Genomic DNA, 23324 nt, shown 5'->3' on the forward strand with positions numbered 1-23324 from the left:
GCGGGGTGCTGAGAAGAAGGGGGGCGCGGAGACCGGGGCGGTGCGGCCGGGCGGGTGGCCGCACCGCCCCGGGCCCGGTCAGCAGCCCCTGCCCGGCCCCGCGCCGAGGGCGACCAGGAACGGGACCGCCCGTGGGTTGTCGACGCGCCCGCGCAGCGTGGGCGTCCAGCCGGCGCCGTCCCGCAGGAACTCGCCGGGGAACTCGGCGTTGTGCACGGCCAGGAGGTCCACGGGCCTGCCGTTGACGAGATTGCCCGCGGTCGTCACCGGGGCGTCCTTCCACTTCTTGAGGATCGTGCCCACGCCGACGCCCGCCGGCACGGTGAACGCGTTCTTCTCGGCGACGAGCTGGGACTCCTGGCCGATGCCGAGGCTGTACGCGTATCCCGTGGCCGGCACCACGAAGTGGTTGTTGTACGCGTCGACCTGGCCGAAGCGGACCCGGGGCGCCCGCTCGATCACGTTCCTGAAGAGGTTGTGGTGCAGCGTGACCCGCAGCTTGCCGCGGTCGGTGGCGCCCGCGCTGTCGCTGTTGCCGATCATCAGCGTCTTGTCGTGGTCGGCGAAGACGTTCCAGGACGCCGTGACCAGGTCGGCGCCGCGCACGATGTCCAGCTCGCCGTCGTGCTGCTGGTACACCTCGCCGTAGTACCTGGGCAGCGAACTGTCCGGGTGGGCGCCGTCGGTGAAGGTGTTGTGGTCGATCCAGACGTGCGTGGAGCCGTACACGACCATGCTGTCGTACTCGGAGTTCCAGGCCCCGGTGGCCCCGTCGGTGGGGTCCCACTGCGGGAAGCAGTCGAGCGGGCTCTCGACGGTCAGATTGCGGATCACGACGTTGTCGACGCCCTGGATCTGCACACTCCCGCCGACGATTCCGGCGTTCTCGCCGACGCCGACGACGGTGGTGTTGGCGGGGACGTACGCCTTGATCGCCTGACCCTGCGCCTTCGCGGAGGCCGCCCGCAGATCCTCCTGCGGACCGCTGACCACGGTGTCGAGGCCCCAGACGGCCGGGTCGTAGTCGGCGAGGTACCGCTGGAAGTCGTAGCCGGGCGCCTCGAACGCCGAGCAGCCCGCGGCCGTGGCGTTCAGCGTCCCCCTGACCTTGACGATCCTCGGCTCCGTGCCGGGGACGGCGAGGGCCGCGCGGAACTCCTCCCAGGTGGTGACGGTGAACACCCGGGACGCGACCGCCGCCGCGCCGCCGCTCGTCCCCGTCCCCGCCGAGCCCCAGCCGTCCCCGGCGGGCAGCGTCCGGCGGGCGGGGTCGGACGCGGCCTGGGCGGTGGCCGGCACCGCCAAGCCGCCCGTGAGCGCCAGGACGAGCGCGGTCGCTCCCGTCAGGCAGAGGTTTCTTCGTCCACTCATGCTCGGTTCTCCTCGGGGTCGGTGTCGGGCCAGGTGATCCACTCGGCGGGGATCTCCGCGTCGAGTCGTCGGGTGTCGCGTGCGGGGAGCACCCGCAGGCGCAGCAGCTCGGCGGCGACGAGCCGGGCGACGGCGATCGCACCCGGCGGATTGAAGTGGGTGTTGTCCTGCTCGTCCGGCGTCCAGTTGAAGTACGTCGTGGACCTCTCGGGTCCGAGCTTCTGCCACAGCGCCAGCGACAGCTCCTGGATGTCGAGCAGGTCGACACCCTCCTCCTGGGCAACCGCCCGCATGGCGGCCGGGTACTCCCCGAGGGTCCGCAGCGCCGTGCCGTCGGCGTCGAACCTGCGTCGCTCGACGGAGGTCGCGAGGACGGGCAGCGCCCCGCGGCCCCGCGCCCCGGCGACGTACCGGCGCAGATTGGTCTGGTAGCCGCCCCACGGCTCGGTGTAGCGGCTCGGGTCGGTGACCTTCTGGTCGTTGTGGGCGAACTGGATCAGCAGCAGGTCGCCGGGCCGGATCACCTCCAGGATCGCGTCCAGCCGGCCCTCGTCGAGGAAGCTCTTCGTGCTGCGGCCGTTGACCGCGTGGTTGGCGACCGCGACGCGCGGGTGGAGGAAGAAGGGGAGCGCCATGCCCCAGCCGGTCTCGGGAGCGGCGCCGGCATACTTCTGGGCGGCGGTGGAGTCACCGGCGATGTGGAGCGTGCGCATGCGGTGGTGTCCTCGGGGGAGGCGGGGAGAGCGCGCCGCGGCGGGGGCCGCGGCCAGGGCGAGCGCGAGGCCCGCCCCGGCCGCGAGCGCCCGACGGCGCGTGGGCGCGGGTGTCACTTCTTCTGCGACTTCCACTCGGCCTGCGCCGTGTTGAGCTGCTCGGCCAGGCTGTCGAGGAACCCCTTGGCGGTGGACTTCCCCAGGAGCACCTTCTGGAAGGCGGGTTCGTTGTCGGCCTTGGAGATGGTGTTCCAGTCGGGCAGGTAGTACGGCAGCTGCACGATGGTCGCCTTGCCGCTGAAGAGGACCTCGGCGGCGAGCTTCGTCGGCTCCGCCTTCTGGATCCAGGCGTCCTGAGCCGCCTCGGTGTTGGCGGGGATGGCGCCGGCCGACTCGTTCCACTTGCTGTTGGACTGGTGCGAGGCGGCGAACTCGATGAACTTCCAGGCCGCCGCCTTGTTCTTGCTGGAGGAGAAGAGCCCGAGCCCGTCCACCGGGTTCGAGACCTGCACCCGGGTGCCGTCGTCCGTCGTCGGGTTGGGGATGCCGCGGAACTTCTCGGTACCCAGCGCCTTCACATGGTCCTTGTAGGAGCCCAGGTTGTGGTTGAGCATGCCGATCTCGCCGCTGTCCCACTGGGCGACCATCTTGGTGAAGTCGTTGTTGACGTCGGCCGCCGGGGTGTTCTTCTTGAACAGACCGGCGTACCGCTCCAGGGCCGCCACGTTCTTCGGATCGTTGACGGTGGTCCTGTCGCCGTTCCAGAACTCCTTGATGCCGCTCTGGCCGTACATCGCGTCCAGCGCCTGGGCGATGGAGCCCGCGCCGCCCCGGATCGTGTAGCCGAACCTGTTGTCGTCCTTCGCGGTCAGCCTGTCGGCCGCCGCGTAGAACTTCGACCAGGTGGTGGGCTCCTCCAGACCGGCCGCGGTGAAGAGGTCGGTGCGGTAGTAGAGCACACCGTTGCTCGCGGAGGTGGGGACGGTGAAGAGCTTGTCCTGGCCGCCCGCCGAGGTGACGCTGTCGACCATGCCCGCGTTGAGCTTGCCCTTCAGCGCGCTGGACTCGATCCGCGCGTCGAGCGGCTCCAGGGCGTTCTGGGCGGCGATGCCGGCGAGCATGGCGGCGCCGACCCCGCCCACGTCCGGGAGGCCACCGCCCTGGATGGCGGTGTCGTACTTGGACTGCACCTCGGTGGAGGCGATCCCGACGTAGTTCACCTTGATGTCGGGGTTGGCCTTCTCGAAGTCCTGGATGATCTCCTTCCAGACGTCGGTGCGGACACCGCCGTTGTTGTCCCAGAAGGTGATCTCTCCCTTGCCCGAGCCCTCGTCGCCCTTGTCGCCGGCCGCGCCGGTGCCGTCGTCGCCACAGGCGGTCAGGGTCAGCGTAAGGACGGTGGTCAGGGCGAGGGCACCGGCGGCTCTGCGCCGCCCGTTGCGGAAGATGGTCATCGTCGGCTCTCTTCTCTCGGGGGAATGTCGTTCGGGGTGATGCGGAACGTGGTGAAGACGGCCGTGCCGGCGGGGCCCGTGCCCGGCGGCGCGGCGGCGAACAGTCCGATCAGGGCGCCCACCCAGCGCCAGGGGGTGGCCGCGAAGACCTGGCCGGAGTCGGTGAACCCCTCGCCCGTGTCGTACGAGAAACGGCAGCGGGCACCCGCGCCGACCTCGACCCTCAGCCGGACCCGGCCGTCCGGGACCGGTCGCGTGAACGCCGCGTCCCGCTCCCGGTCGGCCGAGACCGGAGCGAACCGGTGCACCAGCAGGACGGTCCCGTCCCTCTCGCGCCGGAGCCCGATCCAGCTGTAGGCGTCGCCCAGCACGACGAGTCCGGCGCGGGCGCCCGGCTCCTCGCCGTCCAGGCGCAGTTCGACCTCGACCGAGCAGGGCCGGGCGGGCAGCCGCTGGGTGAGGAGATGCGGCAGACGGCGAAGATCCTCGGTCTCCTCCGTACGGCCGCAGCTCAGCCACAGTCCGTCGGCGGAGTGACGGGTCGTCCAGCCGTCCTTCGGGTTGGCCGTCCACTGCCACTGCCGGCCGAAGCGACCGCCCGGGAAGTCGTCGTCGGTGGCGGGCGCCGAGGGCGGCTGCGGCGGCAGCGCGGGCTTCGCGTGGACGAGGACGGGGGAGCCCGCGTCGCCCAGGACCGGCCAGCCGTCGTCGCCCCAGCGCATCGGCTGGAGATGGACCACCCGGCCGTACGCCCCGCGCTCCTGGAAGTGCAGGAACCAGTCCTCGCCCCGCTGGGTGCGCACCCAGCCACCCTGGTGCGGTCCGTTGACGTCCGTACGGCCCTGCTCCAGGATCACCCGCTCCTCGTACGGACCGAAGAAGCCACGGGAGCGGAAGGCGCCCTGCCAGCCGGTGGCCACACCCCCGGCGGGGGCGAGGATCCAGAACCAGCCGTCGTGCCGGTACACCTTGGGTCCTTCGAGCGTGAACCAGCCGGGGAGGCGGTCGGCGTCGACGATCGTCCTTCCGCCGTCGAGGAGTTCGGTGCCGTCGGCGCTCATCCGGTGGCCGGTGAGCCGGTTGTTGATCCCCGAGCGGGACTTCGCCCAGGCGTGCACGAGATAGGCCTCGCCGCTCTCCTCGTCCCACAGCGGACACGGGTCGATCAGCCCACGGCCCGACTTCACCAGGTGCGGAGCGCTCCATCCCCGCCGTACGGAGGGGGAGTTGATCTGCCAGATCCCGTGGTCGGGGTCGCCCCAGAAGATCCAGAACCGGCCGTCGTGGTGGCGCAGCGAGGGAGCCCACACCCCCCGGTCGTGCTGCGGCGAGGCGAAGGAGGCCTCCGGGGTGAGCCGCTCCAGGGCATGACCGACGAGCGTCCAGTTGACCAGGTCGCGGGAGTGCAGGATCGGCAGCCCGGGGGCCCGGCCGAAGCTGGACGCGGTGAGGTAGTAGTCCTCGCCGACCCGCACGACGTCCGGATCGGACCAGTCGGCGGCGAGCACCGGATTGCGGTACGTCCCGTCCCCGAGATCCCCGGTGCGCGCCGGTTCGTCGCGAAGGTCGCGGGGGCGGGCTGTGCCCTCGCGCGGGTCCCTCGCGTGTGGCGTCCCCTCGCGCGGGTCCCGGGGGCGGGCCGTGTCGTTCTTCGGGTGCCCCGCGCGGGCGGTCCCGCTCATGCCGTCACCGCCTTGCGCACCAGGGCCGCGGCCCTGTCCCGGTCGAGCCGGCCGTCGGCGACGACCGTGACCACCCGGCGTACCGCCGTCCCGCCGGCCGCGAGGACCAGGCGCCGCTCGGAGGCGAGGGAGGATCCGACCCCCGGGTACTCGGCGGCGCGCACGAACCACGGGTCGCGCCGGGTCTCCTCGGTGGCCCCGGCGAAGATCAGGGTCCAGTTCCGGCCGGCGAGGGCCACCCAGTCGGCGCGCGCGCCGTGCACGGCCCCTTCGCCGGTGGCCTCCGGGCCGAAGACCTCCGGTGCGGAGTCCTCCAGCGGCGCCCGCCAGAAGAAACCGCCGTACGCGGCACCGGGCCGGCCGTTGGTGGCCGGGCTGCCGAAGGACAGCTCCCCGCCCGCGGTGTTGGCCAGCGAGAACGTGAGGTCCAGAGCCCACGCGGTGCCGTCGAGCGGGGTGGCCGCGACCGTCCGGTGCTCACGGAGCAGGACGCGCTCCCCGGCGACCCAGCTCAGCTCCTCCACGAAGCCGTCCTGGTCCACGAGCGTGAACCCCTCGTGCCGCTGCACGCCGTGGTTGTCGAGCTCGGTCGGCCCCCGGCCGCGGACGAAGGTCCGCCCGCCCCAGAAGTTGAACCCCGCGACGTCGGGGACCGCGACCCCGGCGCCCAGGTGGTGCCGGTGATCCGGGGGCTGCACCTCGGTGACCGTGACGCCGCCGAGCGTGCAGACGGGGTGCAGATAGGGGCGCGGCGCATGGCCGGCGGCGGGCTCCGGCCGCAGGACGTACCGGGCGACCGTGCGGCCCGCGCAGCGCAGGACCGGCGGGGCGTTCATCGGGACACCGCCTTCGCGACCGGCGGTGCCCACGGCGCAGCGAGTTCGGAGAAGAGGCTCAGAGTGTCGGCGCTCGCGGCGACCAGCCCCCCGATCCCGGGCACCACTCGGCGCGGCCCGCTCTGCCCGGGCTCGGAACGCCAGGCGTCCGCCGGGAGTTCCACCGGGTCGGGAGCGAGCCGGACCGCCTCGACGACGCGCATGAACGCGCCGGTCGCCTCGGGCGGTACGAGCAGCTCGGTGCCGTCGTTGAGATGGGCGACGAGGTTCTCCAGCAGGTCGGTCCGCCCGTGGACGGACTCCTCCGGGCCGTGTCCGGCCCGCTGGAGCAGCACCCGGTCCTGCTTGTACCAGAAGGTGATCCGGCCCCGGCTCCCGTGCACGACCACGTACGGCTCCGAGGGCGACTCGGCGCACAGGGTCGCCGCCACGCTGACCTGGCTTCCGCGGGTGGTGAGGACCCGTACGCACGAGGTGTCGTCGGCCTCGATGGCGTAGGCCCGCAGCAGCTCGGTCTCGATGAAATCGACGTCCTCGGCGTGCGTGGAGCCGTCCAGGGCGAGCGCGGTCGCCACGGCGTGGGCGAGCGGATTGGTCAGAGCGCCGTCGACGACGTCGGTGTCCCCGATCCGCCGCCGGCCCGCCCAGGGAGCGCGCCGGAAGTACGCCTCGTCGCGGACCCAGGCGCCGGCCCCGCCGACGCCCAGGAGTTCGCCGATCGCGCCCTCCCGGACCAGCCTCCGGATCGCGGGAACGGCATGGGAGCCGAGCGACTGGAAGCCGATCTGACACGCCACCCCGGCCGCGGCGACCCCGTCGGTCATCCGCGCGAACTCCGCGTACGACGGCGCCGGAGGCTTCTCCAGGAGCAGATGCGCCCCGTGACGGGCGGCGGTCAGGGCCAGGCCGGTGTGGGTCTGGATCGGGGTGCAGACGACCGCGATCCGGGCGCCCGTCGAGGCGAGCAGCGCACCGAAGTCGTCGGACTGCTCGGGGGTACCGAAGCCGTCCAGTTCCCCGGCGTCCAGCGGACGCAGCTCGCAGACACCGGCGAGCCGCACCAGTCCGAGACGTTCGAGCCTGCGGATGTTGACCAGATGGGAGCGGCCGTGGCCGCGGGCGCCCGCCAGGACGACGGGGAAGGGCTCACGAGGGGCCCTGCCGGGAACGGTGGTCATCCCTTCACCGCCCCCGCGCTGAAGCCGGTGACCAGCCACTTCTGGATGAACGCGAACACGACCACCACCGGCAGAGCCGCGATCACACCGCCCGCCGCGAGCGCTCCGAGATCCACGCTGTCCGCGCCCATCAGGGTGTTGAGACCCACCGGGATCGTCTGCTTCTCGTGGCTGCTGAGGAACATCAGCGCGAAGAGGAAGTGGTTCCAGGAGTGGACGAAGGCGAACGAGCCGACGGCCACCAGACCCGGGCGCAGCAGCGGCAGCACCACGATGCGGAAGGCGCTGAACCGGCTGCAGCCGTCGACCCAGGCCGCCTCCTCCAGGGAGTACGGCACGTTCCTGATGAAGCCGCTGATCAGGATCATCGAGAGCGGCAGCTGGAAGACGGTCTCCGCGATGATGACGCTGCCCAGCGAATTGATCATGCTCAGGTTGGCGAAGATCTGGAACAGCGGGACCAGCAGCAACGCCCCGGGCACGAACTGGGAGCAGAGCAGGGCCAGCATGAAGCCCTTCTTGATCCGGAAGTCGAACCGGGCCAGCGCGTAGCCGCCGGCGAGCGCGACGACGGTGGTCATCACCAGCGTCGCGAGGCCGATCAGCAGGCTGTTCTGGAAGAAGGTGGCGAAGCTGCGCTCCGTCCACACCTTCTCGAAGTGCGCCGTCGTCATCGGCCACGGCAGGAGCGAGGTGGAACCCGCCGGGCGGACCGCGAAGAGCAGGATCCAGTAGAAGGGGATCAGGGTGAAGAGCAGATAGATGCCGAGCGGCAGGTAGATCTGCCAGCGCGGGGCCTCGTCCCAGGCGCGCCGCCGCTTGCGGCCGCGGGTCGGAGGGGTACGGGTCGGGGGTGCGGCGGCCGTCCCGGCCTCGGTGGCCGGCACCGCCGGCGCCGTGGAGGTGGCGTCCTGGACCATCACTTGCTCTCGCCTCCGAACTTGCTCAGGCGCAGATAGACCATCGAGCAGAAGAGCAGGATCACGAACGCCACCGTCGTCAGGGCGGAGGCGTATCCGAAGTTGTGGGCGTCGACACTGGTGTTGGCGATGTACAGCGGGAGCGTGGTCGTCTCGCCCGCGGGACCGCCGCCCGTCAGGGTGTAGAGCAGGTCCACGTTGTTGAACTCCCACACCGCGCGCAGCAGCGTGGAGAGGATGATCGCGTCCTTCAGGTGCGGCAGCGTGATGTGGACGAACTGCCGTATCCGTCCCGCCCCGTCGACCTCGGCCGCCTCGTACAGGTCCTTCGGTACGGACTGGAGGTCGGCGAGGATGAGGATCGCGAAGAACGGCACCCCGCGCCACAGATCGGCGACGACCACCGCGGAGAAGACCGTGGAGGTGTCGGAGAGCCAGGACGTGCCGTACTCCCCGAGCCCCATGTCCGCGAGATATCGGGTGATGCCGGTCTGCGAGTTGTAGAGCAGGACCCAGATCGCCGAGGTGAGCACCCCGGACACCGCCCAGGGGGAGAAGACCAGTGCCCGGCCGAGCGCCCGCCCGACGAAGGTCTGGTTGACGATCAGGGCGAGGGCGAGCCCGAAGAGGAGCTGAAGCGTCACCTCGACGGCGACCCACTTCAGGCTGAAGGTCAGCGTGCCCCAGAAGTGCGGGTCCTCGGTGAAGATCCGGGTGAAGTTCTCGAAGCCGGCGAAGCCGTTCCGCCAGGGCTTGGTCGGGTTGTAGTGCTGCAGGCTGTAGTAGAAGACGCTGAGCACGGGGTAGGCGATGAAGCCCAGCATCAGCAGCGCGGCCGGGGCGATCAGCAGATACGGCAGACGGCGTGGCGCCGTTCCCGTACGGCGGCGACGAGCGGGTGCCGGGGGTGCCGGCGCGGGTGCCTTGGGCGGTGGGGTCACGGCTGTGGCCATGACGGCGGCTCCGTTCTCGGGCGCGAAGCGCTTCGCAGACGGTGTTCGAAATGCCGAACAGGGGGCTGGGGGGGCGGACCGGCTCGGGCTTCAGCCCGCGTACGGATCCGGGGTCGTCCCCGGCCTGGCCAGGAACTCGAAGTCGCAACCGGTGTCGGCCTGGGAGATCTGCTCGGTGTACAGCGCGCCGTAGCCGCGCTCGTACCGCTTCGGAGGGGCAGTCCACGCAGCCCGTCGACGCTGCCATTCCTCCTCGTCGACCTCCACATGGAGCGTGCGTGCCTCCACGTCCAGGGTGATGAGGTCCCCGGTCCGGACGAGGGCGAGCGGCCCGCCGACGTACGACTCCGGTGCCACGTGCAGCACGCAGGCGCCGTAACTCGTGCCGCTCATCCGCGCGTCGGAGATCCGGACCATGTCCCGTACCCCCTGCTCCAGCAGGTGACGGGGGATCGGCAGCATGCCGTACTCCGGCATGCCCGGACCGCCCTTCGGCCCCGAGTTGCGCAGGACCAGGACATGGTCGCGGGTGATCCCGAGCTCCGGATCGTCGATCGTCCGCTGCATCGTGCGGTAGTCGTCGAAGACCACCGCCGGGCCCGTGTGTTTGAGCAGCTGCGGCTCCGCGGCGATGTGCTTGATCACCGCGCCGTCCGGACACAGGTTGCCGCGCAGCACCGCGACCCCGCCCTCCTCCGCCAGCGGGCGCGTACGCTCCCTGATGACCTCGTCGTCGTGCACGAGGGCGCCGTCGAGCTGCTCCCGCAGCGTCGTGTGGGCGACGGTCGGCCGGTCCAGATGGAGCACGTCCGTGAGGCGGGAGAGGAAGCCCGGCATGCCACCGGCGAAGTGGAAGTCCTCCATCAGGTACTGCCCGCCGGGGCGGAGGTTGGCCAGCACCGGTACCGACCGTGCGATCCGGTCGAAGTCGTCCAGGGTCAGCTTCACGCCGGACCGCCCGGCCATGGCGATCAGATGGATGACCGCGTTCGTCGACCCGCCGAGCGCCAGGACGGCGGCGACCGCGTCCTCGTACGCGTCCCGGGTGAGGATCCGGGAGAGCCGCACGTCCTGCCGCACGAGCTCGACGATCCGCATCCCCGAGGAGGCCGCCATCCTGTCGTGGCCGGAGTCCACGGCCGGGATGGACGAGGCGCCCGGCATCGTCACCCCGAGCGTCTCCGCCGCGGCGGTCAGGGTGGAGGCCGTGCCCATCGTCATGCAGTGGCCCGGGGAGCGGGCGAGCCCGTTCTCCAGCTCGGCCATCTCGCTCTCGCCGATGAGACCGGCCCGCCGGTCGTCCCAGTACTTCCACATGTCCGTGCCCGAGCCGAGGGTCTCCCCGCGCCAGTGGCCCGGCAGCATCGGACCCGCGGGGACGAACACCGTCGGCAGGTCCACCGTGGCCGCGCCCATCAGCAGGGCCGGGGTCGACTTGTCGCAGCCGCCCATCAGCACGGCCCCGTCGACGGGATACGAGCGCAGCAGCTCCTCCGTCTCCATCGCCAGGAGGTTGCGGTAGAGCATCGGCGTCGGCTTCTGGAACGTCTCCGAGAGCGTGGAGACGGGGAACTCCAGCGGGAAGCCGCCGGCCTGCCACACCCCGCGCTTCACCGCCTGCGCGCGCGCGCGCAGATGGACGTGGCAGGGGTTGATGTCGGACCAGGTGTTGAGGATCGCGACGACCGGCTTGCCCAGGTGCTCCTCGGGCAGATACCCGAGCTGCCGGGTGCGGGCCCGGTGGCTGAACGAGCGCAGCCCCTCGGTCCCGTACCAGCGGTGACTGCGCAGCTCGTCGGGGCGCATGCCGCCCCGCGGCTGCCCGGGACCTTCGGCGTTCTCCGTGGAACCTCCCCCGTCGCCGGGGCGCGGGTCCTGGTGCCCGTGCGCGCTCATACCTGCCACCCGGCGGCTATCGCCGCGACCTCGGCCCGGTTCTGCTCGGGCAGCTCACGGCTCGGCGGGCGGATGTCGCGGCGGCACAGTCCGAGCGCGGCCAGCGCCTCCTTGACGACCGTGACGTTGTCGGCGCTGCCGTTGGCGGCCCGCAGCTCCTCGAACCGCCGGATCTGCTCCCACACCTTCATCGCCGCCGGATAGTCGCCGGCCCGCAGGGCGGTGAGCATCTCCAGTGACACCGAGGGAGCGACGTTGACCAGACCCGAGGTGAAGCCGGTCGCACCGCTCGCGAAGTACGAGGGGGCGTACGGCTCCGCGAGTCCGGCGACCCAGACGAAGCGGTCGAGCCCCGCGTCGCGGGCGAAGCCGGCGAAGCGCGACGCGTCCGGGACCGCGTACTTCACACCGATGACGTTCGGGCAGGCGGCACCGAGTTCGGCGAGCCGCCGGCCGCCGAGCACCGCGTTACGGATGTACGGCACGATGCCGAGCTCCGGAACGGCCTCGGCGATCGCCCGGTGGTAGTCGACCCAGCCGCCTTCGGAGACGTACGGATGCACGGGCTGATGGACCATCAGCATGCGGGCGCCCGTCTCCCGGGCGTGCCGGGCGGCCGCGATCGCGGTCGGAACGTCGTGGCCCACGCCGACCAGGACGACGGCGCGGTCGCCGGCCTCCTCGACGGTCATCTCGGTGACCAGCCGGCGCTCCTCGGGCGTGAGGGCGTAGAACTCGCCGGTGTTGCCGTTCGGTGTGAGGGTGCGGACGCCGCCGTCGATCAGTCGGCGCAGCAGCGCGCGATGGGCGACGGTGTCCACAGATCCGTCCTCGGCGAACGGCGTCACCGGGATCGCCACCACATCGGCGAGCGCGGCCTTCTCGGTCTCGAAGTTCCTGGTCACTCGGTCACTCACCGTCCTCGGGGAAGGCGCGCTCGACGAACGAGGCGATGTGGTCGTGCACGGCCAGGCCGGCGCCGGCGGAGTCGCCGGCCACCGCGAGCCGCAGGATCTCCTCGTGCTCGGCCGCCTCGCGCTCCCAGGAGGGGGTCGCGGCCCACGCCACCGTGGAGACCAGAGCGGCCTGGTCGCGGACCTCGTCCAGCATGTGGCCGAGCAGCGGATTCCCGCAGGGCAGGTAGAGGGCACGGTGGAAGTCCCGGTTGGCCAGAGAGCGTTCGGCCGGATCCTCCGCGGTGTCGGCGCGCCTCAGCGCGTCCCGCGCCTCGTCGAGCGGCGCCCCGGCGGCGACGGTGCGGCGCACCGCCTCCGGCTCCAGGAGGAGCCGTACGTCGTAGACGGAGCGGGCCATGTCGGCGTCGACCATGCGCACCGTCGCGCCCTTGTACTGGCTCATCACCACGAGCCCGCTGCCTGCCAGTGTCTTCAGAGCCTCGCGCACCGGAGTCTTCGACACCCCGAAACGGGCGGCGAGCTCGGTCTCGACCAAGGCGTGGCCGGGGCTCAGGCCGCCGGTCAGGATGTCGTGTTTGATCGCCTCCAGGACGTACTGGGTGCGGGAGGGGATGGGGCTGGGGGCGAAGGTCATGACGCACTCTCAGATCTCATGTATCGCGTCTCATATATGACGTACGAAGTGCAACGCGCATGAAGCTATGGCGGCGTTGATGTTTCGTCAATGCTTCGCGCAGGATTCTTGGAAAGCGCTTGCTGTCTTCTCTGGCAAGGGGAGAACGGCAACGGGCGCCCGGTCGTGGACCGGGCGCCCGTCGGCGGGTGGAGGTGGGGTGGTCAGCGGACCGCGAGAAGGTGCTCCAGGGCCAGCTGGTCCAGGCGCTCGAACGCCATCGACCGCTCCGCCGCAGCCGTCACGTCGAAGTCCTCGTACGCGCCGGTGTCCGCGAGCAGGCCGGCGAGACCGTCGGGGGCCGTGGGGGCGGCGAGCTCGGGGAGCCGGGAGGCGGCCAGGGCCTCCTGCACCTCGGGATCCGCGCGGAAGGCGGCGGCACGCTCCTTCAGAATCAGATAGTTGCGCATGCAGTTCTTCGCCGACTCCCACACCCCGTCGAAGCCGTCCGTACGCACCGGCTTGAAGTCGAAGTGGCGCGGACCCTCGTACCCTCCCGTCTCCAAGAGGTCCACCAGCCAGAACGCCTGACGCAGGTCCCCGGCGCCGAAGCGGAAGTCCTGGTCGTACTTGATGCCCGACTGGCCGTTCAGGTCGATGTGGAACAGCTTGCCCGCCCACAGTGCCTGCGCGATGCCGTGCGGGAAGTTGAGCCCCGCCATCTGCTCGTGGCCCGTCTCCGGGTTCACGCCCACGAGTTCGGGCCGCTCCAGGCGCTCGATGAAGGCGAGCGCGTGGCCGATCGTCGGCAGCAGGATGTCGCCGCGCGGCTCGTTCGGCTTCGGCTCGATCGCGAAGCGCAGCTCGTAGCCCTGCTCGGTGACGTACTGCCCGAGCAGGTCGAAGGCCTCCTTCATCCGGTCCAGAGCCACCCGGACGTCCTTCGCCGCCCCCGACTCGGCACCCTCGCGGCCGCCCCAGGCGACGTAGGTGGTGGCGCCGAGCTCGACGGCGAGATCGATGTTGCGGATCGTCTTGCGCAGGGCGTAGCGGCGCACGTCACGGTCGTTGGCGGTGAAGCCGCCGTCCTTGAAGACGGGGTGGGTGAAGAGGTTGGTCGTGGCCATCGGCACCTTCAGGCCGGTGCGTTCGAGCGCCGACCGGAAGCGCTTGACCACGGCTTCGCGCTCCCCGTCCGACGAGCCGAAGGGGATGAGGTCGTCGTCGTGGAACGTGACACCGTACGCCCCCAGCGCGGCGAGCCGCTCGACCGATTCGACGGGGTCGAGCGCGGGGCGGGTGGCCTCGCCGAAGGGGTCGCGGCCCTGCCAGCCGACCGTCCACAGGCCGAAGGTGAACCGGTCCTCGGGAGTGGGGGAGAAGCGCGCGGGGGAGAAGCGTTCCGTCATGGTCTGTCCCTCTTCTTGCCGTTCTCGGGGGAAAGAAGGGCGCGGCAGGGCCTGGCCCCCCTATTTGTTTTCTGAGATAACTAATACGCCACGGCGCCACTCCGCGCCAGAGTGGTCACGCGGTCCGACGAAAGGTGAGGCTCATGGTGGCGACGCGTTCCGCGGCCCCGGTCGTGATCGGCGTGGACAGCTCCACACAGTCCACGAAGGCGTTGGTCGTGGACGCGGAGACCGGCGCCGTCCGGGCCCTCGGACGCGCTCCGCACACGGTCACGGGGGAGGACGGGGCCCGCGAGAGCGATCCGGAGCAGTGGTGGTCCGCGCTGCGCGAGGCGGTCGCGGCCGCCCTTGGCGAAGCAGGCGTGTCCGCCTCGGTGGTGACCGGCATCGCCGTCGCGGGCCAGCAGCACGGCCTCGTCGTCCTCGACGCCGCGCGCCGCCCGCTGCGCGCCGCCCTCCTCTGGAACGACACCCGCTCCGCGCCCGAAGCCGCCGACCTCACCGCCGCGCTCGGCGGCCAGGACGGCTGGCTCGCCCGGACCGGCTCGGTGCCCGTCGCCTCCATGACCGCCGCCAAGTGGCAGTGGCTGCGCGCCCATGAACCCGCCGTCGCGGCCTCCGTCGCCGCCGTCCGGCTGCCCCACGACTTCCTGACGGAGCGGCTCTCCGGCGCGGCCGTGACCGACCCCGGGGACGCCTCCGGCACCTGCTGGTACGACACGGCGACCGACGCCTACGACCCCGGGATCCTCCGGCATCTCGGCCTCGACCAGGCCCTGCTGCCCACCGTCGCCGCGAGCGGCGCCACCCGCGTCGGCACGCTCACCCCGGCCGCCGCCCGCGCGCTCGGACTGCCGCCCGGGGTCGCCGTCGCCGCCGGTACGGGGGACAACATGGCCGCGGCCGTCGGCCTGGGCCTCGGCGGCGCGGGGCTCCTGGACCATCCCGTCGTGAGCCTCGGCACCTCGGGCACGGTCTTCGCCGCCACCCGGACCCGCCCCGCCGCCCCCGGGCTCGCGGGGTTCGCCGCGGCCGACGGTACGTACCTCCCGCTCGGCTGCACCCTCAACTGCGGCCTGGCCGTCGACCGGTTCGCGGGCCTGCTCGGCCTCGACCGTGAGGACGCCGCGCGCGGCGACGGGGTCGTCGTCCTGCCGTATCTCGACGGCGAACGCACCCCCGACCTGCCCCACGCCACCGGCCTCGTGACGGGTCTGCGCCACACCACCACGCCGCAGAACGTCCTCGGCGCGGCCTACGAGGGCGCCGCCTTCACCGTGCTGCGCGCCCTCGACGACCTCCTCGGCGCCTGCGGCCTCGACCCCACGGCGCCGGCCGTACGGGACCGTCCGCTGCGCCTGATCGGCGGCGGCGCCCAGGGAGCCGTCTGGAGGGAGACGGTCCGGCGTCTCTCCGGCCGCCCCGTGACCGTCCCCGCAGCGACCGAACTCGTCGCCCTCGGAGCCGCGGCCCTCGCGGCCTCCGCCGCGACCGGCGAGGACCCGGTCGCGCTCGCCACCGCGTGGGGCACGGGGCACGGTGAGACCCTGGCGCCGGTCGCCCGCGACGAGGAGACCTGGCACCGGATCTCCGGCACCCTGGAGCGGGCCGCCCCGAGCCTGCTCGCCTGAACGTCCTGGTGGCCGGCGGCCGTCCGCACGGTGGCCGTCTCCGGCGCGAGCGGCTCGCCGAGCCGCGGAGCGTTGCGGCCGTCGGCACGGTGGCCGGGTAGCCCTCTCCCGCGCGAGCTGCTCGCCGAGCCGCGGAGGGTTGCGACTGTAGGCCTCGGCATCGGACGGTCCGCGGGCCGCTCAGGAGGGCTCCGGCGGAGTCGGCGGAGTCGGCGGGACGATCGCGACCGGGCAGTGGGCGTGGTGGAGCACGGCGTGGGCGACCGACCCCATGAGGAGGGTCGCGACCCGGTGTCTGCGGTGCCGGCCCACGACGACGAGGGCGGCCCGCCGTGAGTCGTCGACGAGCCGCCCCGCCGCGTCCGCCGGTACGACGACGGGGACGACCTCGACGTCCGGATACCGCTCGCTGAACCGCCGCAGCCGGCCCTCCTGGAGGCCCGCGGTCTCGTTGACCAGCTCCGGGGTCTCGTCCACCGGCACCGGCGGCGGCATCTGCAGGGCGGGCGCCGGCGGGCCGACGAGCATGATCGGCGAGGGCGGCAACCGGTAGGCGGTCACCACTTCGAGAGCCACCCCACGCTGTTGAGCGGCGTGGAACGCGAAGTCCACGACCTCGTCCCCGGTCTCCTCCGGGTGGAGCCCGACGAGCACCCTGCCCGCCTCGGTGTCGCCCTCCAGCGGCGCGGTCCGCGCCTCGTGCGGCACCACGACGACCGGGCACGGAGCGGACGCGGCCAGGGCCCGGCCGGCGGAACCGAGCAGCAGACTCGCGAACCCGCCGCGGCCGCGGGAGCCGGTCACCAGGAAGCGCGCGGTCCGGGCCGCGTCGAGGAGGGCGTCGGAGACGGAGCCGTCGAGCGAGTCGTACCGTACCGGCACCCGCGTGCCCTGCTCCTCGACCCAGGCGCGGGCGCCGTCGAGAACGGTGTCGGGGATGTCGGGAGCCTCGCCGAGCGAGGCGATCCTCGCCTCCCCCAGCTGGAGCGCCTCGGAGCGCACATGGGCGACGACGAGGGGAGCGTCCAGGCGCTGCGCGGAGTTCAGGGCCCATTCGAGTGCGAGGTGGCTGTGCTCGGACCCGTCCACACCGACGACAACCGGCTTCTCGTTCATAGGGGCATGATCGCCCGTCGCCGGGCGCGGCGCCCGGCGGACCTACGCCGCCGGAGTGCCGAGGTCGTACCGCTCCTTGACCAGTTCCAGATGGAGCCAGCTCTCGACGCCCCGGACCCCCGGCAGGGCCCGCATCGCGTCCAGCGCCGCCCGTACCGACCCCAGGGAGCCGGCCGTGACCGTACCGACCAGCTCCGCGCGTCCGAGGCAGGCCGACAGGAAGGTCACCTCCCCGCAGGCGGCCAGCTCCCGCGCCACGGGCTCCCGGGCGCCCTCGACGCGGACCGCGAAACCGCACGCGTAACCCATTCCCAGCACCTCCGGGCGGACCAGCGCGAGCACCTTCACCACGCCGCCGTCCAGGAGGCGCAGGGTGCGGGCGCGGGTGGCACCGGGGGAGAGCCCGACGCGCTCGGCCAGGTCGGCGAAGGGGAGCCTGCCGTCCAGTTCCAGGGCGTCGAGGATCCGCAGGTCGGTGTCGTCGGGAGCCGGTGCGGTCGGCTCGTCCGCGAGCAGGTACGGGTCCTTCAGGTGGCGCGTGCCGATCAGCGGGTCGACCGCCGCGACGCCGGGTACCGAACGCACCCGCTCGATCGTCCGCTCCAGCGCCTCGAAGCCCTCGGTGCGCAGCTCGGCCATGATCGCGCGCTGCCCGGCCGTGAGGCTGACGAACGGGGCCTCGGGCAGCTCGGCGATCGCCCGCGCCACCGGCTCCGCCGCGCCGTCGACGTCGATCGAGAGGTGCGCGGACGCCGTCAGCCCCCGGACCGAGGGGTGGACGACCGCCACGACCCGAACCGCGCCCGATTCAAGGAGGCGTTGGACCCGCGCGCGGGTCGCGGGCCGGGACAGGCCGACGTGCTGGGCCAGCGTCTCGTACGCGAGGCGTCCGTCCTCCTGCAGCGCGCGTACGACGGCCAGGTCGATGGCGTCCAGGTCCACCCCGTGATCTCCTCCGCTCGGCGGCCCGGGTCGGCGGCCGAGCCCAGGGTCCGGTGCCATTCTCGGGTACCCGCCGGGGAAGCGGATCCGTTCGTGACATGGGTCACGGGCGAGCGAGCCATGCGTCAGTAGATAGCCTGCACGGATGAAACGTAAGTTCGTCTCGTCATTGACCGACGAATCAACCGTTCGACCGGAAGGGGGTCGGGTGAACCAGCCCGTCGCCGTATTCACCGACACCGACGACCTGGACCCCGAGCCGGGCGCCCGGCTGCTCGCCGAGGCGGGCTTCGAGGTGCGCGTCGCCGGGACGCGGGACCCCGACGCCCTCGCCGAGGCGGCCCGGGACGCGGTCGCCCTGATCGTCGGCTACGCGCGGATCGACGCCGCGCTCCTCGCCCGCCTCCCCGAACTGCGGATCCTCGCCACCATGTCCGCGGGGTACGACATGGTCGACACGGCCGAAGCCCGGCGGCGCGGCGTGTGGGTGGCGAACCTTCCCGACGCCGCGACCGAGGACGTCGCCGTCCACGCGCTCGCCTCCACGCTCTCGCTCGTCCGCCGGCTCCCGCAGGCCGACGCCCTCGTCCGCTCGGGCGGCTGGAACGCGGAGTTCACGGCCCAGCCCCGACTCCCGCGCCGTGCGAGCGAGTTGACCCTCGGGCTCGTCGGACTCGGCAGGATCGCCCGCTCCTTCGCGAGGCTCGCCGCCCCCGTGTTCGGGCGCGTCGCCGCCTACGACCCGCACGCCGACCCCGCCCACTGGCCGGCCGGCGTCGCACGCCACGACGACCTCGGCGGACTGGCCGAGGCGAGCGACGTCCTCTCCCTGCACGTCCCGCTCACGCCGCCCACGCGCGGCCTCGTCGACGGCGCGCTGCTCGGGCGGATGCGTCCCGGGGGCTTCCTCGTCAACGTGGCGCGCGGCGAACTCATCGACGCCGAAGCCCTGTTGAGCGCCCTGGACGGGGGTCGTCTGGCCGGCGCGGCGCTCGACGTCTTCCCCGTCGAACCGCCCCCCGCGGAGGACCCGCTGCGTCGCCACCCCCGTATCCAGCTCTCCCCGCACAGCGCCTTCCTGTCGGACACCTCACGCCGGGCGTACGTCTGCGGGCCCGCCGAGAACGTCATCGCCTGGCACCGCACCGGCCGCCCGCTGACCCCCGTCGTCGACCCCACCCCTGTTCTCCGCGTACCCGTCCCCTCTCCGGCCTCCGTCGAAGGACTCGCATCATGACCACGAGCACGAGCACGAGCACGAGCACGAGCACGACCACGGCAACGTCCTCGGCCACGACCTCGGCACCGCCCTCGGCAACGCCGGTCCGGACCGCCGAGGAGTTCCGGCTGCGCCGCGAACTCGCCGCCGTCTACCGGCTCGTGGCGCACTTCCGGATGACGGACCTGATCTTCACGCACATCTCCCTGCGGCTGCCCGGCCCCGAGCACCACTTCCTCATCAACCCCTACGGGCTGCTCTTCGAGGAGATCACCGCCTCCAACCTGGTGAAGATCGACCTCGACGGCAACCCCGTCGAGCCGACCCCGTACCCCGTCAATCCGGCCGGGTTCGTCATCCACAGCGCGATCCACGCGGCCCGGTCCGACGCGCACTGTGTCCTGCACACCCACACCAAGGCGGGCTGCGCCGTCGCCGCGCAGGAGGGCGGACTGCTCCCGCTCAACCAGATGTCGATGGAGTTCCACGACCGCGTGGGCTACCACGACTACGAGGGCGTCGCCCTCAACCTCGACGAGCAGCGCCGCCTGGTCGCCGACATCGGCACCCACCCCGCGCTCATCCTGCGCAACCACGGCCTGCTGACGGTCGGCGAGAGCGCCGCCCAGGCGTTCCTGCGCATGCACTACCTGGAGCGCGCCTGCGAGATCCAGATCGCCGCCCAGGCGAGCGGCGTCCCTCTGGTCGTGCCCCCGGCCGACGTCTGCGAGTACACCGCCCGGCAGCTCACGGGTGAGACGGCATCGTCCGACTTCGCGGACGACGACGCGTACGACCTGGCGTGGGCCGCGATGCTCCGCCTCCTGGACCGGACCTGCCCGGAATACAAGGACTGACCGTGCGAACGAGAGAGGAAGTGAAAGCGCTGATGGCGCGCCAGCGGTGACCGAGGCGGGTTCAGTACCGAGGATGGGGGAAGCAGAGCGACACCCACACTCCGTTCCATCCGAGGAGTCGACCCATGACCACCTTCGTCATCACCGTTCCCGGCACGTTCCTCTCGGACATCACCGACTCCGCGCGCGCGGCCCTCGAACGGAAGCTGGCCTCCCAGCACACCGACGTCAGCGAGAACGAAGGGCTGAACCTTCTGACGCTCAACGAGGGCGGCACCTTCTCCATCCGCCTCGAAGTCGACGCGCCGGACCGGTACGCGGCGGAACTGAACGCCACGGAGCTCGTCTCGGCCGCGCTGGAGGAGGCGGGGATCGCGGAGGCCGACGCCCCCCTCGGCCCGCCGGCCGTCACCGGCATCGACAGTGACCTCTGACCGTTCCGGCCGCGGACGGCCCCCGAGAGGCGCGGCCGATGCCCAGGAGTTCTCAGGATCTCCCCCAGCTCCCCAGGGCTCCCCGGGGAACTCTTCACAGCTCGCGCAGGGCGGGGAGCAGTGTGGTGCGGGCCCAGTCGGTGAAGGCCTGCTGGTGCTCTCCGCCGACCTGGACCAGGGCGACGTCGCTGAACCCCGCCTCGACGTAGGGGCGTACGGCGTCGACGAAGGTGTCCACGTCGTCGCCGCAGGGGATGGTCTGTGCGACGTCCTCCGGCCGGGTGTACTGGGCGGCCTGGTCGAACCCGCCCGGGAGCGGGATCTCCGCGTTGACCTTCCAGCCGCCCAGCGCCCAGCGGAACTGGTCGTGGGCACGTTTGACCGCCGTGTCCCGGTCGGGGTCGTAGCAGACGGGGAGCTGGCCGATCCGCGGCTTGCCCGCACCGCCGTGGGCGTCGAAGGCGTCGAGCAGCTCCTTCCTCGGTTCGGTGGCGATCACCAGGTCAGCGTGGTGCCCGGCGACCTCGCAGGAACGGGGGCCCGAGACCGCGATCCCCAGCGGCGGCGGTGTCTCGGGGACGTCCCACAGCCTGGCGTTGTCGACCTGGAAGTGCGTGCCGTGGTGGGTGACGTACTCCCCGCCGAACAGGGCTCGGATGATCTCGACGGCCTCCTCCAGCATGTCCAGGCGGACGCCGGCCGAGGGCCAGCCGGAACCGACGATGTGTTCGTTGAGGTTCTCCCCGGATCCCAGCCCGAGGCGGAACCTGCCTTCGGACAGGAGCTGCACGGTCGCCGCCTTCTGCGCCACGACCGCGGGGTGGTAGCGGAAAGTGGGGCAGGTGACGTAGGTCATCAGCGGAATCCGACTGGTGGCCTGCGCGGCGGCGCCCAGGACACTCCACGCGTACGGGGCGTGCCCCTGCGACTCCAGCCAGGGGAACGAGTGGTCCGACATCACCGCGAAGTCGAAGCCCGCCCGTTCCGCCTCCACCACATGCCCCACGAGGTCACGCGGCCCGGCCTGCTCGGTCATCATCGTGTAGCCGAAGTGCGTCATACCGGGCGACTTGCCGCGACCGCCCGACCGAAACCGACCACTTCGCCCTGACTCTGCGTATCCGTGCGTTACGCGGAGCCGCCCGCCGAGGTGACGCAGGCGGGGTGGCCCCAGCCGTCGGGGTTCTTGGAGATCGTCTCGCCCTTGGCGTACGGCGTTCCGCAGCGGCACCGGCCCGGAAACTTCGCCTTGACCGAACCGCCCGAGGACCGGCCGCCGGACCCGCCCGAGGACCGGCCGCCGGCGGACCCGCCCGAGGACCCCGCGCCCGAGGCCCCTGAGGAGCCTCCCGCCCGCCCGCGGACCGCCGTCCCGCCGCGCTTCGCCCCACCCGAGGGGGCGGCCTCCGGCGGCGGCAGGTCGCTCCCCGCGACCGAGCCGAGGGGCTGCTGGGTACGGGCGGAGTGGCTGGCCGCGCGGTCGGCGGCGTCGTTGAGGCGGTCGCCGTCGACCTGGTGCGCGGGGGTGTACACGAAGTCGACGCGCCGGTCGGCCAGCAGCTCGTCGATCCGGACGACCAGGTCCTTGTTGGCGACCGGGGTACCGGCCGAGGTCTTCCAGCCCTTGCGGCGCCAGCCCGGCAGCCAGGTCGTGACCGCCTTCATCGCGTACTGGGAGTCCATCCGCACCTCCGCCGGCACACCCGGGTCAAGGTGCTCCAGGAGCTTGAGCAGGGCGGTCAGCTCGGCCACGTTGTTGGTCGCCCTGCCCAGCGGGCCCGCCTCCCAGCGGCCGACGTCGCCGTCCGCCCCGGCGACGACCCACGCCCAGGCCGCGGGCCCCGGGTTGCCCTTCGACGCGCCGTCGCACGCCGCGATGATCCTTGCTTCCGTCATCCCCCGATCCTGACATGCCGCCGAGGCAGCCCGGACACACCCGGGACCTGCCCGGACAGCTCCCCGGTCGTCACCGCAGCAGGGCGCAGACGAAGTCCTCCTGGACGGCGCGGACCTTGGCCAGCAGCTCCGGCTTGACGCTCTTGCTGGTCTGGGTGTTGATCGAGAACGTCAGCGAGCGCTTGCCGTCCGCCGTGCCGACCGCGAGCTGGGTGTAGCCAGGGAAGTTGCCGGTGTGGCCGTAGACCGTGCCGCACCGCGTCGTGTAACGGAAGATCGCCAGCCCGCCCGCGTTGGCACCGGGACCCGCGGGTTCCGAGGCGGCGCCGGGGATGAAGGTCCGCTGACTGCGGCGGGTCTCCTCCGACAGGAAGCCGCGTCCGCCGGCCCAGGCGCGGGCGAACGCGTTGAGGTCCTTCGGCGTCGAGACGATGCCGCCCGAGGCCCAGACGCCCGACGCGCTGAGGACCTCGCTGATGTCCTCCGGCGGGGCGGGCGGCGTGACGTCGTATCCGTGCAGGTACGGCCGGGGCAGCCGGTAGCCCTCGGGCAGACTCGTCTGCCGCAGGTCGAGGGGCCGGTACACGAGCTGTTCCAGCAGCCGCTCGTACCGCTGTCCTGTGGCCGCCTCGGCCATCAGTGCGACGGCGATGTTGTCCGAGTTGGAGTACGCGTACCGCGATCCCGGAGGGAAGTCGAGATCCTTCTCCGCGACGAATTCGAGAAGGCGGCGGGAGTCGAAGCGGTGCCGGGGGTCCTCCCGCAGGATGTCGAGGAACGCGGGCGCCGTCGAGAAGTCGGGCAGCCCGCTGGTGTGGTTGAGCAACTGGCGCAGCGTCACCCTGTGCCAGGCGGAGGGCAGTGACGGCAGGCGCTCGCCGATCGTGTCGTCGAGGTCCAGCCTCTGCCGGTCCACCAGACGCAGGGCGACCGCTCCGCTGAACGCCTTGGCGACGCTCGCGATCCGCATGTGGTCGGTCGTACGGGGCGGTCGGCCGGTCCTCGTGTCGGCGACGCCCGCCCGGTAGACCGCCGTGCGATCGCCCCGGCGCAGCAGCGCGATCACCCCGGGCGGACCTCCGGCCGTACGGACGAGTTCGTTCAGCTCCCGCTGCAACGCCTTGTCCGAAGGCGGAGGCGTTCCGGTCGCCTCCGCCGGCTGGACCACGGCGGCGAGCGCCGCGGAGACGGCCAGGGCGGCCACGGGCAGGCGCAGGCGCAGGCGCGCGAGCGGGCGGGCACGGACTGCGGTGCGTACCGACACAGGGGCTCCTTCTCGGGCGGTGC

The 23324-nt window shown here is 72.3% G+C and carries 21 protein-coding genes; 4 read left to right on the plus strand and 17 right to left on the minus strand.

The window, feature by feature from the left end; translation table 11 throughout:
• Nucleotides 1-78: 78 nt before the first annotated feature.
• The 12 genes from M5362_RS02260 to xylA all read right to left on the minus strand — a co-directional run bounded on the left by M5362_RS02260 (nucleotide 79) and on the right by xylA (nucleotide 13942).
• Nucleotides 79-1371: a polysaccharide lyase family 1 protein gene (locus tag M5362_RS02260; protein WP_260225528.1), complete on the minus strand. Its 1293-nt coding sequence runs from the start codon at nucleotides 1369-1371 to the stop codon at nucleotides 79-81.
• Nucleotides 1368-2141 carry a rhamnogalacturonan acetylesterase gene (locus M5362_RS02265; RefSeq protein ID WP_261365524.1) on the minus strand — a complete coding sequence of 258 codons (774 nt, stop codon included), beginning with the start codon at nucleotides 2139-2141 and terminating at the stop codon, nucleotides 1368-1370. The genes M5362_RS02260 and M5362_RS02265 overlap by 4 nt, the downstream gene beginning before the upstream one ends.
• A 56-nt stretch (nucleotides 2142-2197) precedes the next feature.
• Entirely contained in the window at nucleotides 2198-3538 is a 1341-nt protein-coding gene (locus M5362_RS02270) for a sugar ABC transporter substrate-binding protein (protein WP_260225531.1), read from the minus strand.
• Nucleotides 3535-5220 (minus strand): glycoside hydrolase 43 family protein, encoded by a 1686-nt coding sequence (locus tag M5362_RS02275; protein WP_260225532.1) that lies wholly within the window; start codon nucleotides 5218-5220, stop codon nucleotides 3535-3537. Before M5362_RS02275 ends, M5362_RS02270 begins: the two co-directional genes overlap by 4 nt.
• A complete protein-coding gene (locus M5362_RS02280; RefSeq protein ID WP_260225533.1) occupies nucleotides 5217-6056 on the minus strand; it encodes a PmoA family protein in 840 nt (279 codons plus the stop codon). Before M5362_RS02280 ends, M5362_RS02275 begins: the two co-directional genes overlap by 4 nt.
• The gene (locus M5362_RS02285) at nucleotides 6053-7234 is read right to left on the minus strand and encodes a Gfo/Idh/MocA family protein (protein WP_260225534.1); all 1182 of its coding nucleotides are present in this window, start codon (nucleotides 7232-7234) and stop codon (nucleotides 6053-6055) included. The genes M5362_RS02280 and M5362_RS02285 overlap by 4 nt, the downstream gene beginning before the upstream one ends.
• On the minus strand, nucleotides 7231-8154 hold the full coding sequence (locus tag M5362_RS02290) for a carbohydrate ABC transporter permease (protein WP_260225535.1): 924 nt from the start codon (nucleotides 8152-8154) through the stop codon (nucleotides 7231-7233). Before M5362_RS02290 ends, M5362_RS02285 begins: the two co-directional genes overlap by 4 nt.
• On the minus strand, nucleotides 8154-9107 hold the full coding sequence (locus tag M5362_RS02295) for a carbohydrate ABC transporter permease (protein ID WP_260225537.1): 954 nt from the start codon (nucleotides 9105-9107) through the stop codon (nucleotides 8154-8156). The genes M5362_RS02290 and M5362_RS02295 overlap by 1 nt, the downstream gene beginning before the upstream one ends.
• 90 nt (nucleotides 9108-9197) lie before the next feature.
• Complete coding sequence (gene araD / locus M5362_RS02300; protein WP_260225692.1) at nucleotides 9198-10913, minus strand: L-arabinonate dehydratase; 1716 nt, start codon at nucleotides 10911-10913, stop codon at nucleotides 9198-9200.
• Between the two features lie 86 nt (nucleotides 10914-10999).
• A complete protein-coding gene (locus M5362_RS02305; protein WP_260225538.1) occupies nucleotides 11000-11908 on the minus strand; it encodes a dihydrodipicolinate synthase family protein in 909 nt (302 codons plus the stop codon).
• A gap of 4 nt (nucleotides 11909-11912) precedes the next feature.
• The gene (locus M5362_RS02310) at nucleotides 11913-12554 is read right to left on the minus strand and encodes a GntR family transcriptional regulator (RefSeq protein ID WP_260225539.1); all 642 of its coding nucleotides are present in this window, start codon (nucleotides 12552-12554) and stop codon (nucleotides 11913-11915) included.
• Between the two features lie 203 nt (nucleotides 12555-12757).
• The gene (xylA, locus tag M5362_RS02315; protein WP_260225540.1) at nucleotides 12758-13942 is read right to left on the minus strand and encodes a xylose isomerase; all 1185 of its coding nucleotides are present in this window, start codon (nucleotides 13940-13942) and stop codon (nucleotides 12758-12760) included.
• A gap of 143 nt (nucleotides 13943-14085) precedes the next feature.
• On the opposite strand from xylA, the gene xylB reads away from it, so the two are divergent.
• Nucleotides 14086-15573 carry a xylulokinase gene (xylB, locus tag M5362_RS02320; RefSeq protein ID WP_260225541.1) on the plus strand — a complete coding sequence of 496 codons (1488 nt, stop codon included), beginning with the start codon at nucleotides 14086-14088 and terminating at the stop codon, nucleotides 15571-15573.
• Nucleotides 15574-15753: 180 nt separating this feature from the next.
• Here xylB and M5362_RS02325 read toward each other — a convergent pair whose 3' ends face one another.
• Together M5362_RS02325 and M5362_RS02330 are read right to left on the minus strand one after the other, a co-directional pair.
• Nucleotides 15754-16689 carry a universal stress protein gene (locus M5362_RS02325; RefSeq protein WP_260225542.1) on the minus strand — a complete coding sequence of 312 codons (936 nt, stop codon included), beginning with the start codon at nucleotides 16687-16689 and terminating at the stop codon, nucleotides 15754-15756.
• 42 nt (nucleotides 16690-16731) lie between these two features.
• Nucleotides 16732-17631: an Lrp/AsnC family transcriptional regulator gene (locus M5362_RS02330; protein WP_260225543.1), complete on the minus strand. Its 900-nt coding sequence runs from the start codon at nucleotides 17629-17631 to the stop codon at nucleotides 16732-16734.
• 208 nt (nucleotides 17632-17839) lie between these two features.
• Between M5362_RS02330 and M5362_RS02335 the strand changes: the two genes are divergently transcribed.
• The 3 genes from M5362_RS02335 to M5362_RS02345 all read left to right on the plus strand — a co-directional run bounded on the left by M5362_RS02335 (nucleotide 17840) and on the right by M5362_RS02345 (nucleotide 20141).
• Nucleotides 17840-18868 (plus strand): C-terminal binding protein, encoded by a 1029-nt coding sequence (locus M5362_RS02335; RefSeq protein WP_260225544.1) that lies wholly within the window; start codon nucleotides 17840-17842, stop codon nucleotides 18866-18868.
• Nucleotides 18865-19707, plus strand: coding sequence for a class II aldolase/adducin family protein (locus tag M5362_RS02340; protein ID WP_260225545.1), 843 nt, complete (start codon nucleotides 18865-18867; stop codon nucleotides 19705-19707). The genes M5362_RS02335 and M5362_RS02340 overlap by 4 nt, the downstream gene beginning before the upstream one ends.
• Before the next feature lie 125 nt (nucleotides 19708-19832).
• Nucleotides 19833-20141, plus strand: a complete 309-nt coding sequence (locus tag M5362_RS02345; protein ID WP_260225546.1) for a hypothetical protein — start codon at nucleotides 19833-19835, stop codon at nucleotides 20139-20141.
• A 94-nt stretch (nucleotides 20142-20235) separates the two neighbouring features.
• Here the strand turns inward: M5362_RS02345 and M5362_RS02350 are convergent, their stop codons facing one another.
• The 3 genes from M5362_RS02350 to M5362_RS02360 all read right to left on the minus strand — a co-directional run bounded on the left by M5362_RS02350 (nucleotide 20236) and on the right by M5362_RS02360 (nucleotide 23301).
• Nucleotides 20236-21201 (minus strand): LLM class F420-dependent oxidoreductase, encoded by a 966-nt coding sequence (locus M5362_RS02350; protein ID WP_260225547.1) that lies wholly within the window; start codon nucleotides 21199-21201, stop codon nucleotides 20236-20238.
• A 68-nt stretch (nucleotides 21202-21269) separates the two neighbouring features.
• On the minus strand, nucleotides 21270-22037 hold the full coding sequence (locus tag M5362_RS02355) for a ribonuclease H (RefSeq protein ID WP_260225548.1): 768 nt from the start codon (nucleotides 22035-22037) through the stop codon (nucleotides 21270-21272).
• Nucleotides 22038-22107: 70 nt separating this feature from the next.
• Nucleotides 22108-23301, minus strand: a complete 1194-nt coding sequence (locus tag M5362_RS02360) for a serine hydrolase (protein ID WP_260225550.1) — start codon at nucleotides 23299-23301, stop codon at nucleotides 22108-22110.
• Between the last annotated feature and the right edge of the window lie 23 nt (nucleotides 23302-23324).

Origin of the sequence: Streptomyces sp. Je 1-79 (genome assembly GCF_025195125.1) — a bacterium.
In the GTDB taxonomy this organism is placed as follows: domain Bacteria; phylum Actinomycetota; class Actinomycetes; order Streptomycetales; family Streptomycetaceae; genus Streptomyces.